Origin of the sequence: Micromonospora sp. NPDC000442 (assembly GCF_042898635.1) — a bacterium.
In the GTDB taxonomy this organism is placed as follows: domain Bacteria; phylum Actinomycetota; class Actinomycetes; order Mycobacteriales; family Micromonosporaceae; genus Micromonospora.
In genome coordinates, this window is sequence record NZ_JBIAYZ010000005.1 from 260,167 (window position 1) to 274,433 (window position 14,267).

The 14,267-nt window shown below is 71.1% G+C and carries 13 protein-coding genes; 5 read left to right on the plus strand and 8 right to left on the minus strand.

Annotation, left to right across the window (positions count from 1 at the left end; all coding sequences use genetic code 11):
* Positions 1 to 129: 129 nt before the first annotated feature.
* From ACFY2A_RS10370 to ACFY2A_RS10395, 6 genes are all read right to left on the minus strand, one after another.
* A complete protein-coding gene (locus ACFY2A_RS10370) occupies positions 130 to 1,323 on the minus strand; it encodes an osmoprotectant NAGGN system M42 family peptidase (protein ID WP_387170469.1) in 1,194 nt (397 codons plus the stop codon).
* Entirely contained in the window at positions 1,320 to 3,212 is a 1,893-nt protein-coding gene (gene ngg / locus ACFY2A_RS10375) for an N-acetylglutaminylglutamine synthetase (protein ID WP_387170471.1), read from the minus strand. Before ngg ends, ACFY2A_RS10370 begins: the two co-directional genes overlap by 4 nt.
* Positions 3,213 to 3,214: 2 nt before the next feature.
* A complete protein-coding gene (locus tag ACFY2A_RS10380; protein ID WP_387170473.1) occupies positions 3,215 to 4,999 on the minus strand; it encodes an N-acetylglutaminylglutamine amidotransferase in 1,785 nt (594 codons plus the stop codon).
* A 300-nt stretch (positions 5,000 to 5,299) separates the two neighbouring features.
* Positions 5,300 to 5,962 carry a peptide-methionine (S)-S-oxide reductase MsrA gene (msrA, locus tag ACFY2A_RS10385; protein WP_093406412.1) on the minus strand — a complete coding sequence of 221 codons (663 nt, stop codon included), beginning with the start codon at positions 5,960 to 5,962 and terminating at the stop codon, positions 5,300 to 5,302.
* Between the two features lie 84 nt (positions 5,963 to 6,046).
* Entirely contained in the window at positions 6,047 to 6,463 is a 417-nt protein-coding gene (locus tag ACFY2A_RS10390; RefSeq protein WP_363921685.1) for an HIT family protein, read from the minus strand.
* A 154-nt stretch (positions 6,464 to 6,617) separates the two neighbouring features.
* On the minus strand, positions 6,618 to 6,944 hold the full coding sequence (locus ACFY2A_RS10395) for a hypothetical protein (protein WP_387170476.1): 327 nt from the start codon (positions 6,942 to 6,944) through the stop codon (positions 6,618 to 6,620).
* A gap of 76 nt (positions 6,945 to 7,020) precedes the next feature.
* On the opposite strand from ACFY2A_RS10395, the gene ACFY2A_RS10400 reads away from it, so the two are divergent.
* The 4 genes from ACFY2A_RS10400 to ilvA all read left to right on the plus strand — a co-directional run bounded on the left by ACFY2A_RS10400 (position 7,021) and on the right by ilvA (position 11,841).
* A complete protein-coding gene (locus tag ACFY2A_RS10400; RefSeq protein ID WP_387170478.1) occupies positions 7,021 to 8,163 on the plus strand; it encodes a cystathionine gamma-synthase in 1,143 nt (380 codons plus the stop codon).
* A gap of 16 nt (positions 8,164 to 8,179) precedes the next feature.
* Positions 8,180 to 9,589 carry an amidase gene (locus tag ACFY2A_RS10405; RefSeq protein ID WP_387170480.1) on the plus strand — a complete coding sequence of 470 codons (1,410 nt, stop codon included), beginning with the start codon at positions 8,180 to 8,182 and terminating at the stop codon, positions 9,587 to 9,589.
* Between the two features lie 186 nt (positions 9,590 to 9,775).
* Entirely contained in the window at positions 9,776 to 10,618 is an 843-nt protein-coding gene (locus ACFY2A_RS10410; RefSeq protein WP_387170482.1) for a DUF4328 domain-containing protein, read from the plus strand.
* Positions 10,619 to 10,620: 2 nt separating this feature from the next.
* Positions 10,621 to 11,841: a threonine ammonia-lyase gene (gene ilvA / locus ACFY2A_RS10415; RefSeq protein WP_363921695.1), complete on the plus strand. Its 1,221-nt coding sequence runs from the start codon at positions 10,621 to 10,623 to the stop codon at positions 11,839 to 11,841.
* A 130-nt stretch (positions 11,842 to 11,971) separates the two neighbouring features.
* Here the strand turns inward: ilvA and greA are convergent, their stop codons facing one another.
* Positions 11,972 to 12,469: a transcription elongation factor GreA gene (gene greA / locus ACFY2A_RS10420; RefSeq protein ID WP_164446063.1), complete on the minus strand. Its 498-nt coding sequence runs from the start codon at positions 12,467 to 12,469 to the stop codon at positions 11,972 to 11,974.
* A gap of 235 nt (positions 12,470 to 12,704) precedes the next feature.
* Positions 12,705 to 13,139 (minus strand): DUF4307 domain-containing protein, encoded by a 435-nt coding sequence (locus ACFY2A_RS10425; RefSeq protein ID WP_387170485.1) that lies wholly within the window; start codon positions 13,137 to 13,139, stop codon positions 12,705 to 12,707.
* A gap of 220 nt (positions 13,140 to 13,359) precedes the next feature.
* Here ACFY2A_RS10425 and mca point away from each other — a divergent pair, with 220 nt between their 5' ends.
* A complete protein-coding gene (gene mca / locus ACFY2A_RS10430) occupies positions 13,360 to 14,241 on the plus strand; it encodes a mycothiol conjugate amidase Mca (RefSeq protein WP_387170486.1) in 882 nt (293 codons plus the stop codon).
* Positions 14,242 to 14,267 lie beyond the last annotated feature (26 nt).

The following is a 14,267-nucleotide window of genomic DNA, read 5'->3' on the forward strand; positions in this document are numbered from 1 at the left end:
GCGGACAGCCACCTCACGAGTCCGATTGCTATACAAGTCTGGACCACCTCCTTTCCCGTGTACCGCCACGCTATCCAGCCGCCGGCCCACCGGCAACGGATTTCGATCACACTGCCGTCGACCCCGCTGTCAGGCGCTCTGGGCGATGCCGATCGGGCCCTCGCGGGGGCCGTCCGCGCTGGCCGGCTGCACCGCCAGCGACGGGAAGTCGGCCAGGTCGCCCTCCGGCTCGGCGTCCCATTCGGGGAAAACCAGGTCGCTCTGGAGGTAGAGGCAGATCAACTGGGCCAGGTGGCGCAGCCCCTCCAGGTGGGTGCGCTCGTGGCCGTGGGTGGCGTCGACGCCGAAGCCGAGCAGCGCCACCCGGGCATGCGCCCCCGCCTCCACCGCCGCCGCCACGTCCGAGCGGTAGTAGTCGAAGACGTCCCGGACGAGATCCACGTCGTGTTCCCGGGCGATCGACGCCAGGTTTCGGGTGAGGTGGTAGTCGAACGGCCCCACGCCGTCGCCCATCGCCAGGGTGGCCGAGTGCTCCCGGGACTGCTGCCCGGGGGCGACCACCGCCGCGTCCACCGACACGATCTCGGCCACGTCGGGGTCGAGGCCGTGGGACGCGCCGTGGCCGATCTCCTCGGTCACGGTGACCAGCAGGTGCGCGGTCACGGCCGGCTTCACCCCGGCGTCGACCATCGCCTTCAGGGCGGCGAGCACCGCAGCCACGCCAGCCTTGTCGTCCAGGTGACGGGACTTGACGTACCCGCTGGGGGTGACACTCGGGTTGGGCAGGAACGCCACGAAGTCGCCCGCGTCGATGCCGAGCGCGCGCAGCCCGGCGATGTCCTCGACCGGCTCGTCGACGCGTACCTCCACCTGCTCCCAGCCGAAGCCCTGCAGGTCGACGCCCTCGTTGTAGCGGTGACCGCTGGCTTTGAGCGGCAGCACCTGACCGGTGACCACCCGATCCAGGTCGTCGGTGAAGATCCGTACGTGGGCGCCCTCGGCGAACCGGGCACTGTGCGTACCGATCGGCTTCAGTTCCAGCCGGCCGTTCTCCTTGAGCCGCTTGACCATCCCGCCGATGGTGTCGGTGTGTACCACGATGGCCCGGTCCGCACCGGTCTCGCGGGGTCCGGGCAGGCAGGCGCTCAGCGCGCCCCGGCGGGTAAGCGTCGACGGGATGCCGAGCGCCGACAGGCGCTCGCCCACGTACTGCTGCACATGGTCGGTGCGCCCGGACGGGCTCGGTATGTCGAGCAGCTCGACCAGCACCTGACGGAGATAGTCCAGGTCAATGGGGAGCGGAGTGGTCTTGCGTACGGTCATGCCCCAGATGGTGCCGCACCCGCCGGGGTCCACAGCTTCTGCGGTGCCCGAGTCCCGGGAAAGAGCAGATCCACGAAGCGTTCGGCGGTGGGCTGCGGCTCGTGGTTGGCCAGCCCGGGCCGCTCGTTGGCCTCGATGAAGACGTGCTCGGGCCGGTCCGGCGCCGGCACCAGCAGGTCGAGCCCGGTGACCGGGATGTCGATGGCGCGGCTGGCGGCGACGCACGCCTCGGCGATCACCGGGTGCAGCTCTCCGGTCACGTCGTGGATGGTCCCGCCGGTGTGCAGGTTCGCGGTGCGCCGCACCGCCAGCACCTCCCCCTCGGGCAGTACGTCGTGCAGTTGGTGACCGGCCTCGGTGACCACGTCCCGGGTCATGTCGTCCAGCGGGATGCGCGACTCGCCACCGGTGGCGGCGGCGCGGCGCCGACTCTGCCGCTCGATCAGCTCGGCGATGTCGTGCACACCGTCGCCGGTGATCGAGGCAGGCCGGCGTACGGCGGCGGCCACCACCTCGTGATCGATCATGACGACCCGCAGGTCCTCACCGGTGCACAGCTCCTCGAGCAGCACCTCCGGGCAGAACCGGGCGGCCAGCTCGACGGCGGCGGTCAGCGCCTCGGGGGTGCGTACGCCGACGGTGATGCCGTTGCCCTGCTCGCCCCGGGCCGGCTTGACCACCAACTGGTCCACCTCGGCCAGGAACTCCGCGTCGGCGGCGTCGCCGGTGGCGGTGCGCCCGCGCGGTACCGACAGACCGGCCTCGGTCAGGATCCGGCGGGTGACCCGCTTGTCGTCGCAACGGCTCATCGCCACCGCCGAGGTCAGCTCGGACAGCGACTCCCGGGTGAGGATGGTCCGGCCGCCGCTGGTCAGCCGCAGCTCGCCCCACTCCGGGTCGGTCACCTCCACCCGGATGCCCCGCCGCATCGCCTCGTCGGCGACGATCCGGGCGTACGGGTTGAGCCCGTCGTAGCCGATCGGCATGGCCGGCAGGAACAACCGCTCGTTGATCGGGTTCTTGCGCTTCACGCAGAGCGTGGCGGTGCGGTAGAAACCGAGCCGCTCGTACAGCCGGATCGCCCCGGCGTTCTCGGCGAGCACCGACAGGTCGACGTACGCGCGGCCCCGGGCGACCAGCCGGTTGGCCAGCTCGGTGATCAGTGCCTGCCCGGTGCCGGGCGGGGCCTGGTTGAAGTCGACGGTCAGGCACCACAGGCTGGCGCCGTTGTCCGGGTCGTCGAAGATCGCCACGTGGTCGATGCCGGTGATGGTGCCGACGATCTCGCCGGTGACCGCCTCGGCCACCAGGTGCAGGAACCGGTCGGTGCCGGCGTTGTCGACAAGCACGTCGACCGGGGCGGTGACCATGCCGTTGGCCGCGTAGATCCGGTTGACCGCGTCGGCGTCCGCGGCGTCGCGCAACCGACGGATGCGTACCCCGGGCAGCTCGTTGCGGCCGTCGAGCGGCACCGGTGTCTCGGCGCTGCCGGCCTCCTCGGTGGTACCGGCACCGGGACGGGGCCCGCGGCGATCCCCGCCGAGCGGCAAGCGGAACGTCAGCGACGGGTCGATGAACAACTCGTCGGGCAGCCGGGAGACCAGCACGTGCGGATCGCGCAGGTAGATGCAGATGTCCCGGGCACCGGCCGCCTCGGAGCGCAGCACGTCGGCGACCGCGGACTGGTCGGCGAAGGTCTGGCCGAAGACCAGCCGCCCCCAACCGCAGTCGACGATGACATCCGCACCGGTGCTCGGGCGTTCGTCGACGGTCGGGTCGCCGCCGCCTGTGGCGATCGGATCACCGCCCGGCCCGACCCGCTCGTACCGTCTGCCCGCGCCGCGGCCCCGGTCTGTCCGGGCAACGCCGGTGGCCAGGGTGTCGGTCACGCTCAGTCGATTCCGTGGCTCTGGAGCCACATTTCCAGGAGTCCGAGTTGCCACAGCTTGTTTCCGTTCAACGGGGTCAGTTCGGCGTTGGGCGCGTCGAGCAGGGCGTTGACGTAATCGGTGCGGAACAGGTCGCGGCGACGGGCCTCGGGAGCGGACAGCGCGTCCCGTACCCGGTCGAGGAGCTTGCCCTCCAGGTGTGTCAGGCCCGGCACCGGGAAGTAACCCTTGGGCCGGTCGATGACCTCGTGCGGCAGCACACGACGGCCGATCTCCTTCAGCACACCCTTACCGCCCTGCGCCAGCTTCAGCTCCGGCGGGCAGGCGGCGGCCAGTTCCACGAACTCGTGATCCAGGAACGGCACCCGGGCCTCCAGCCCGTGCGCCATGGTCATGTTGTCGACCCGCTTGACCGGGTCGTCGGTGAGCATGATCTGCGTGTCGATGCGCAGGCCGGCGTCGACCGCGGTCTGCGCGCCCGGCCGCGTCAGGTGCGCGGCGACGAACTCCCGCGCCGGATCGCCGTCGGCGAGCCAGTCGGGGTTGAGCACCCGGGCCAGGCCGGCGCCGTCCCGGTCGAAGAAGGCCCGGGCGTACGTGTCGAGGGCCTGTTCCCGGCCGACCTGGGCCAGCGGTGGGTACCAGTGGTAGCCGCCCAGGATCTCGTCGGCGCCCTGGCCGGACTGCACCACCTTGACGTGCCGGGACACCTCCTGGCTGAGCAGGTAGAAGGCGACGCAGTCGTGGCTGACCATCGGTTCGCTCATGGCCGCGACGGCCGCCTCCAGCGGCGGGACCAGATCCTGTGCGGCGACCCGGATCTGGTGGTGGTCGGTGTCGAAGGTCTTGGCGACCACGTCGGAGTAGCGGAACTCGTCACCCTCCCGGCCACCGACGGCGTCGAAGCCGATGGAGAAGGTGGAGAGCCCGCGCTGCCCCTCCCCGGCCAGCAGGGCCACCACGAGGCTGGAGTCCAGGCCACCGGAGAGCAGCACGCCGACCGGCACGTCGGCCACCATCCGCCGGCGTACGGCGGTGGTGAGCGACTCGTGCAGCGCGTCCTGCCACTCCCGCTCGGACCATCCGGCGTGCTCGTCGCGGCGGAGGAACGGCGGGTCCCAGTAGACCCGCTCGTGGCTGCGGCCGTCGGCCTCGTAGACCCGGACGGTGGCCGGGGGCAGCTTGGTGGCCCCGCGCAGGATGGTGCGCGGCGGCGGCACGATGCTGTGGAAGCTCAGGTAGTGGCCCAGCGCGACCGGGTCGATGGTGGTGTCCACCCCGCCGCCGGCCAGCAGCGCCGGCAGGGTGCTGGCGAAGCGCACCACGCCCGGGGACTCGGCGAGGTAGAGCGGTTTGATGCCGAGCCGGTCCCGGGCCAGCACCAGGCGGCCGGTGTCCCGTTCGCTGATCGCCACGGCGAACATGCCGATCAGGTGGTCGACGAAGTCCAGCCCCCACTCGGCGTACGCCTTGACGACGACCTCGCTGTCCCCGGTGGAGAAGAAGTGGTGGCCCTTGGCCTGCAGTTCGGCGCGCAACTCGCGGTAGTTGTAGATGCAGCCGTTGAAGACGCCGGTGAGGCCGGCGGCGGAGTCGACGATCGGCTGGCCGCTGGCCGCCGACAGGTCGATGATCTTCAGGCGACGGTGGCCGAGGGCGACCGACCCCTGTGACCACACTCCGCTGCCGTCAGGCCCCCGATCGCACATGGTGGCGGCCATCCGTTCCACCGCTGCGACGTCGGCACGCGTCGCGTCCCGTCGGAACTCCCCAGCCAGTCCGCACATGTGAGCCCATGCTGCCAGAGGATGTTGCGATTAGCCTGTTGAGACCATGACGGTCGTGTAACAGCATTGCTAGAATCCGCGCCCCGCGATCAAGAGATTGTCATTCGGGGTCGAGCGGCGTGCTGTTTCGTGCCCGCCTCGTAGCCCTTGTGGCGTTTGTGAAGCAGCGTTGAGTGTGACGAATGCCGCAATACGTGCCGCATCGGCTCGATCACAGGCTGGCCGTCCCACGCACACACGGCGGCCGGCCCGCCGAAATCGGCGGGCCGGCCGGCAAAGCGTGCTTGCCTGTGTTGTCGTTCAGCCTGCGGTACGCGCCACGCCGACCGGGCAGCTCAGCCCGTTCGGCCCGTGGTTGCAGTAGCCGTTCGGGTTTTTTGTCGGTGCGAGGTACTGCTGGTGATAGTCCTCGGCCAGGTAGTAGTCGCCGAGGCGGGTGATCTCCGTGGTGATCTCGCCCTTGCCGGCGCGGGCCACGATCGGCGCGAACGCCTCCCGCGACGCCTCGGCGATCGCCAGTTGCTCGTCAGTGCTGGCGTAGATCGCGGACCGGTACTGGGTGCCCACGTCGTTGCCCTGGCGCATGCCCTGGGTCGGGTCGTGGTTCTCCCAGAAGACTTTGAGCAGATCCTCGTAACTGATCTTCGTGGGGTCGTACACCACCTCGACCACCTCGGCGTGCCCGGTCATCCCGGAGCAGACCTCCTCGTAGGTCGGGTTGGGGCTGTAACCACCCGCGTAACCCGCGGAGGTGGTGAAGACCCCGGGCAGGGTCCAGAACAGGCGCTCGGCTCCCCAGAAACAGCCCATACCGAACACGGCGACCTGGTAGCCCTCGGGGAACGGGCCCTTCAGCGGGGTCCCGAGCACCTCGTGCCGGTCGGCCACCGGCATCGCGATGGGACGGCCGGGCAGGGCCCGGTCGGGTGAGATCATCTCGGCCTTCATGCGGCGGAGGAACACGGTGGGACTCCTTTCGTACCCTTCCCCGCGTGCAACACCGGCGGACCCCGCTTCCTTACCCGCCCCACCGCCGCTCAGGCCGGCTCACCCCGGCAGGGCGGTGTGGATCCGTTCGGCGTAGGACGTGGCCTCGGCGTCGTCGGCGTAACGGGTACGCGGCCAGAAGAAGCCACGTAGTCCGTCGCCCTTCGTCCTGGGCACCACATGGGTGTGCAGGTGCGGCACCGACTGGGACACCCTGTTGTTCATCGCCACGAACGTGCCGCCGGCCCCCAGACCGGACTCGACAGCCACCGCGATCCGGCGCACCAACCCGAAGTAGCCGGCGAGAGATGTCGGCGGCAGGTCGGCGAGGGTGACCAGATGGGTACGGGGCACCACCAGCACATGGCCCTTGAACACCGGCCGGGTGTCCAGGAACGTCACCCCGTCCGGCTCGTCGGTCACCCGGAACGCCGGCACCTCACCAGCCACGATCCCGCAGAACACGCACCCCGCCACCCGGCCAGATTAAGCCGGCGCGGGTGCCGCCGCCGTCCGCGCCGCTCCGCCCGTTCATGTGCGCCGAGGGCGTACCCGCCAGCTAGGACGAGCCCGAGATCGTCGCCGGCAGTGAAGCCGACCCGCAGCAACCGAAGGTGTAGTTCATCCACGCTCAGGAAACGAGTTCGGGAAGCTGACGTTCCCAGATCGCGACCAGGCGCCGTGACGTGAGCCGCCTGATGCGGGGCCAGTCGTGGCGGAGCAGCGTCGCGTTGACGTAGCGGACGATGTCGTCCCGCTGGCCGCAGTCCAGCAGTGTCCGGTACAGAGTCAGTCGTTGCCGCGGGTCGGAAATCTCGAACTCGCTGAGGCCCGACCAGGTCAGCCGCAGGGGCAGCACGACGTGGCCGCAGTCCGGCCCGGTGAGCTGCTCCAGTGACGTCGGGATGCGGTCCGCCGCGCCGGCCAGGCGAGACGGCAGCGTTTCCGTCGGGCTCATCGGCCAATTATGACCCAGCCCGCCGCCAGGGTGGGTTTCCTCCGGTGGGACGGGCAGGGCGACTAACGTCTGCGGGATGACCCACGGCTTCGAGACGCTCGCCATCCACGCCGGCCAGGACCCCGAGGCCCGCACCGGCGCGGTGATCCCACCGATCTACCAGACCAGCACGTACGCCCAGGACGCCGTCGGCGCGCCGCGGCTCGGCTACGAGTACAGCCGCTCCGGCAACCCTACCCGGGATGCGCTCCAGGAGTGCCTGGCCGCGCTGGAGGCGGGCCAGGTCGGCCTGGCCTTCGCCAGCGGCCTCGCCGCCGAGGACACGCTGCTGCGTAGCGTCTGCGGACCGGGTGACCACGTGGTCATCCCCGACGACGCCTACGGCGGCACGTACCGGCTCTTCGCCAAGGTCGCCGAGCGGTGGGGGTTGGCGTACACCCCGGCCAAGGTCTCCGACACCGACGCCGTGCGGGCCGCGATCCGGCCCGGTGTCACGAAGGTGGTCTGGGTGGAGACCCCGACCAACCCGCTGCTCGGCGTCGCCGACATCGCCACCCTCGCCGCCGTGGCGCACGACGCCGGGGCGCTGCTGGTGGTCGACAACACGTTCGCCTCGCCGTACCTGCAACAGCCGATCACCCTCGGCGCGGACGTGGTGGTGCACTCGACCACCAAGTACGTCGGTGGGCACTCCGACGTGGTCGGCGGTGCGCTGGTGACGGCCGACGCCGACCTCGGCGAGCAGTTGCGCTACCACCAGAACGCGATGGGCGCGGTCAACGGCCCGTTCGACGCCTGGCTGACCCTGCGCGGCATCAAGACGCTCGGGGTGCGGATGGACCGGCACTGCGACAACGCCGAACGGATCGTCGCGTACCTGGACGGGCACGCCAAGGTCGGTCAGGTGCTCTACCCGGGGCTGCCGACGCACCCCGGGCACGAGGTGGCGGCCAAGCAGATGCGCCGCTTCGGCGGCATGATCTCCTTCCGCGCCGCCGGGGGCGAGGAGCACGCCGTCGAGATCTGCAACCGGGCCCGACTCTTCGTGCTCGCCGAGTCCCTCGGCGGGGTGGAATCCCTGATCGAGCACCCGGGTCGGATGACACACGCGAGTGCTGCCGGCTCGCCGCTTGAAGTTCCCTCCGATCTCGTGCGACTGTCTGTCGGCATCGAGACGGTCGAAGACCTGCTCGCCGATCTGGAGCAGGCGCTGGGCTGACCGCTGGCTTGGGAGGGTGGCCGTGCAGGACATCATGCCGACCTGGGTCGGGGCGACCGCCAAACAGATCGCCCGGGGCGTACGCCGGGGCGACGTCTCCGCCACCCAGGTGCTTGCCGACCACCTCGACCACGTCGCCAAGGCCGACGTCGACCTGGCCGCGTTCCGCGCGGTACGCGGCGGGGAGGCGGTCACCGAGGCGGAGAAGGTCGACGAGCAGGAGGACCTGGCGAACCTGCCGCTGGCCGGGGTGCCGGTGGCGGTCAAGGAGAACACCCCGGTGGCCGGTGTGCCCACCTGGAACGGCTCCGCCGCCGTCCGTACCGGCGTGGCAGAGGCCGACCACGAGGTGGTCCGCCGGCTGCGCGGAGCCGGTGCGGTGATCCTCGGCGTCACCCGGATGCCCGAGCTGGGCCTGTGGGGCATCACCGACGACGAGACCGCGGTCACCCGCAACCCGTGGGACCTGTCCCGGACCCCCGGTGGTTCCTCAGGTGGTGCGGCCGCGGCGGTGGCCGCCGGCCTGGTGCCGATCGCCCACGGCAACGACGGACTCGGCTCGATCCGCATTCCCGCCGCCTGCTGCGGGCTGGTCGGCCTGAAACCCGGTCGCGGCGTGGTGCCCTGTCAGCTCGGCGCGGAGGACTGGTTCGGCCTGGTCGAGCACGGCATGCTCAGCACCACCGTCGCCGACGCGGCGGTCGGCTTCCAGGTGCTCGCCGGTCGGGCCCAGAGCAAACTCGTTCCGCCGCAGCGCCTGCGGGTCGGCGTGTCGCTGCGCTCGCCCGTGCGGGGCGTCTCGCCCGACGCGCCGAACCGGGACGCGGTCGCCGCCGCCGGTCGGCTCCTCGCCGGTGCCGGGCACGACACGGTGCCGGCCGACCCGGTGTACCCGACCGCGTTGGGCCTGAAGGGCATCGCCACCTGGTTCGCCGCCGCTGCGGCGGACGTGCGCGTCGCCGGGGTCGACCGGCGTGCCCTGCAACGTCGCAGCCGCCGGCACGTCGCCCTCGGCGAGTGGGCGTGGCGGCGCGGGTACGTCCGGGAGGCCGACCGGCTGGCCTGGCGCGAACGGTCGATCGGTTTCTTCACCGATCACTCGGTGGACCTGCTGCTCACCCCGGCGCTGGCCAGCGCGCCGCCAGCGGCGACCAGCTGGTCGACCCGTTCGTGGCAGGCCAACATGCTGGCCAGCATCCGGTACGCCCCGTACGCCGCGCCGTGGAACATCGCTGGCCTGCCCGCCCTGGTGGTGCCGGTGGGCCGCCGCCCGGACGGGCTGCCGCTCGCCGTGCAACTGGTCGGGCCACCCGGCTCGGAACTGCTGCTGCTCGGCGTCGCCGGTCAGTTCGAGATGGCGAGCCCGTGGCCTCGGCACGCCCCCGGTTACCCGCGCGTCGGAACGGGGTCGCCCGCCAACGCGTGATCATCTACGCTCCCGTTGCCATCACACGGGAGGGCGACGACCATGCGCTGCCACACCTGCGACACCGAAAACGACGTACGCACCAGGGAATGCCCGACCTGCCGCACGCCGGTCGGTTCGCCGGCCCTGTACCCGGGTGCCCGGGTTCGCCCGGTCCGGGGTGTCGGTCGGGCCGCGTCGGTCGCCGTGGCCGCGACCACCGTGTTCCTGCTGCTGACGGTGGCGGTGCAGCCGATCAACGCGGTGCTCGCCGGGCGGGCGGCCGACTCCCGTGACACCGAGACGTTCCTGCTCACTGCAGGGGTGCTGGAACTGTCGGCGGCGTTGCTCTACCAGGTCGCATTCCTGGTCGCGATCGTGCTCGTGATCGTCTGGACCTGGCGGGCCCGGACGAACCTGGACGCCTTCCCGGGCGCCGGACCCACCAACTCCGACGGGTGGGCGATCGCCGGGTGGCTGGTGCCGTTCGTCAACTTCGTGATGCCGCACCGGGTGGTGGCAAACATCGCCCGGGAGAGTCTCTGGCGGCTCAGTACTCCTCCGCTGGTACATCTGTGGTGGGGAAGCTGGCTGGTGTTCCTCTTCTCGGAGCGGATGTTCACGCGCTCCTCCGCCGCCGAGTACGAGGCGTTGCCGTACCCGCGGACCTCGTCCGATTTTCAGGCGTACGCCGACCACTACCTGACCGCAACCGGTGAGTACCTGGTGCCGGCGGTGTTCTGCACGGTGGCGGGAGGTTCGTTGATCGTCCTGATCCAGAGCATCTCCGCCGCCCAGACCGCCCGAATCGTACGGTCGATGCCCGCCGGCCCGATCCTGCCCGGCATGACCATGGCGGCACCGGCGGGGACGTCAGGCAACGTCGGTGGTCTGCCGCCGCACGGGTCGTCGGAGCAGGCCGACGCGCCGTCACCGGCCGCGTCGGGCCCGGCGCCGGCCGTCTCGGCACCGGTACCGTCGGCCGGTCCGCTGCCGGCTGTTCCGGGTCAGGCGGCGCCGACGCCGGACGGGGCGGGTGGCACGATCTAGGCATGACGGAACTGGTCAGCCTGGACGAGGTGCGCGCGGCGCGGGAACTGCTCGACGGGGTCGTCCGTACCACTCCGCTGGAGCCGTCCCGTCCGCTCAGCGCCGCGCTCGGCGGGCCGGTCTGGCTCAAGTGCGAGAACCTTCAGCGGGCGGGGTCGTACAAGGTACGCGGAGCGTACGTGCGGATCTCGCGGTTGTCGGCGCAGGAGCGTGCCCGGGGCGTGGTCGCGGCCAGCGCCGGTAACCACGCGCAGGGCGTGGCGCTCGCTGCCGGCCTGGTCGGCACCCACGCCACCGTCTTCATGCCGGTCAACGCGCCCCTGCCGAAGGTGGCGGCCACGAAGGGGTACGGCGCGCAGGTCGAGCTGGTCGGTGCCACGGTCGACGAGTCGCTGATCGCGGCGCAGACGTTCGCGGAGCGCACCGGGGCGGTGCTGATCCATCCGTTCGACCACCGGGACGTGATCGCCGGGCAGGGCACGGTGGCGCTGGAGATCCTGGAGCAGTGCCCGGAGGTCACAACGATCGTCACCGGTGTCGGCGGGGGAGGACTGATCTCCGGGCTGGCGGTGGCCGCCAAGGCGCTCCGGCCGGACGTTCGGGTGATCGGGGTGCAGGCGGCTGGCGCGGCGGCCTTCCCGCCGTCACTTGTCGCGGGCGAGCCGGTCCGGCTGCCGGCCTTCACCACCATCGCGGACGGCATCGCCGTCGGTCGGCCGGGCGACGTCACCTTCAGCCACGTCCGCAAGCTGGTCGACGACATGGTCACGGTCTCCGAGGAGGACATTTCCCGGGCGCTGCTCATGCTGCTCGAACGCGGCAAGCAGGTGGTGGAGCCGGCCGGGGCGGTCGGCGTGGCCGCCCTGCTGGCCGGCGCTGTCGAGGTGACCCCGCCAGCGGTGGTGGTGCTCTCCGGTGGCAACATCGACCCGCTGCTGATGTTGCGCGTGATCGAGCACGGACTGGCGGCGGCGGGGCGCTACCTGCGGGTGACGGTGCGCTGCTCGGACCGGCCGGGGCAGTTGGCCTCGCTGTTGAGCGAGATCGCCGAGCACCGGGCGAACGTGGTGGACGTGGTGCACCAGCGGGCCCACCCGCACCTGCGCCTCGGCGAGGTCGAGGTGGCGCTGTCGGTGGAGACCCGTGGTGTCGAACACTCCGACATGCTGATCAGCGCCCTGCGGGCCAGCGGCTACCAGGTGACGATCGCACCAGAGGCGTGACGCCGCAGCGTCACGCCTCTGGTGCGAACAGACTTGCCGGCTCGGGTGGCGAAATGACCCTCGATCGGATTGCCGGCCCGGGTGACGGAATGGCGGTCGATCGGATCGCCGGCCCGGCCAGCGGACGACGTCAGCCGGAGAACGGCTCGAAGCTGACCACGGTCACCTTGATGTCGGCGCCGCTCGGAGCGGTGTAGGTGCAGGCCTGGCCTGCCTTGCCGCCCAGGATCGCCTGGCCGAGGGCCGACTCGGGGCTGTAGACCGTCAAATCCGTGGTCGAGGCGATCTCACGCGAGCCGAGCAGGAACGTCTCTGTGTCGTCGGCGTCGTCGTCGAAGTAGATCGTCACGACCATCCCGGGCGCCACGGCGTCGACGGTCGGCGCCTCGCCGACCTGGGCCGTGCGGAGCAGCTCCTTCAAGTAGAGGATGCGCCCCTCGGCCTTGCCCTGCTCCTCGCGGGCGGCGTGGTAGCCGCCGTTCTCGCGCAGGTCGCCTTCCTCACGCCGGGCGTTGATCTCGGCGGCGATGACCGGCCGGTTGGCGATCAACTCGTCGAGCTCGCCCTTCAGGCGGTCGTACGCGTCCTGGGACAGCCAGGTGGCGGGCGCCTCGTTGCCATTGGACACAGGCGGTCCTCCTCTGTTGTGCGTGCTGGCTGACAGGTGAACCTCCAAGTTACCAGTGCCCTACGACAAGGAGTGTCGGCGATCACGCCGGCTGAGCCGACGGGCGGCCCGCGCCGGATGGCGGGCCCGGGTTCGTCGACCGGGCAGTCGGCGGACGGATGTCGGCGCCGCCGACGATCTCGTTGATCTGCTCCAGCACCAGCCTGCCGGCTGCGGGGAACGGACGCTCCGCGCCTCAGGCGGGTGGCCGGCAGCGGACGACCTCACCGATGAACGGCCGTGCCGTGGTGGCGAGGCGGTGCCGGACGGTGACGTGACGCTGCCCGGCGGCGGCGGTCACCGGCACCTCCTCACGGGCCACCTCGGCGCCGGCGTGGTCCCGGGCGCGCAGCACGCACACCGCCGCGCCGCCATCCGGCAGGTTGACCCGGAAGTCGACCACCACCTGGTTGTCCGTGATGTCGCCATAGCTGATCACTTGGGCGTCGTAGGCCGGATCGCCGTACTGCCGGTAGAGCCGGACCGAGACGACGGTGAGCGTCGCGAGCACGAGGATGGCCAGCAGCGCGGCCAGCACCGGCCGGCGGCGCCGGGGCGCGCGACGGTGGCCGTACCGACCGGGCGGGAAGACCGGCGCGTTCGGTCCAAGTGTGGCGTGCGTCTCGGTCACCGTCGGGTATCTCCCTGGCGTTGTTGTCAGCGGTATCGGCAAGAATGGCAGAGTCCGCCATTCCTGTTCGACTCGGTCGCCAGATCTGGCTCAGCGTCGCGTACGGCTGGGGTCAAATATGACAGGCCGGCGCGGTCCGGTGCCGCTACGGGGAGGAATTCGGCAGGTCAACGGGGGCCCGGGGTGGGTCGCCGGTGGGCAGAGACGAGGAGCGCCGACCTTGGCAGAGCAACTTCGACTCATGGCCGTTCACGCGCACCCCGACGACGAGTCGAGCAAGGGCGCCGCGACGATGGCGAAGTACGTCGCCGAGGGGGTGGACGTACTGGTCGTGACGTGTACGGGCGGTGAGCGGGGCAGCGTGCTCAACCCCAAGCTGGACCGGCCCGACATCTGGGCGAACATCGCCGAGATCCGTCGCGCCGAGATGGACGCGGCGCGAGCCATTCTCGGCATCGAGCAGGCGTGGCTGGGTTTCGTCGACTCCGGCCTGCCCGAGGGCGACCCGCTGCCGCCGCTGCCCGAGGGCTGTTTCGCCCTCCAGGACGTGGACGTGGCCGCCGGTCCGCTGGTGCGGCTGATGCGCGAGTTCCGTCCGCACGTGGTCACCACGTACGACGAGGAGGGTGGCTACCCGCACCCGGACCACATCATGTGTCACAAGATCAGCGTGGCGGCCTTCGACGCGGCCGGCGACGCCGAGCGCTACCCGGAGCTGGGTGCGCCGTGGCAGCCGCTCAAGCTCTACTACGACATCGGCTTCTCCAAGGGCAAGATCCTGGCGTTGCACGAGGCCGTCCTCGCCAGCGGCGTCGAGTCGCCGTACGCGGAGTGGCTGACCCGCTGGGAGGACCGGCCGGACAAGGGGCCCCGGATCACCACCCGGGTTCCGTGCGCCGAGTACTTCCCGGTCCGTGACGACGCGCTGCGGGCGCACGCCACCCAGGTGGATCCGGACGGCTTCTGGTTCCAGGTGCCGATGGAGCTGCAGCAGCGTGCCTGGCCGACGGAGGATTTCGAGTTGGTCCGGTCGTCGGTCGACAGTCCCATGCCGGAGTCCGACCTGTTCGCCGGCGTACGGGGGACAGGCCATGCCCGCTGAGCGGGCGGCGGGCTACCCTGGTCGCA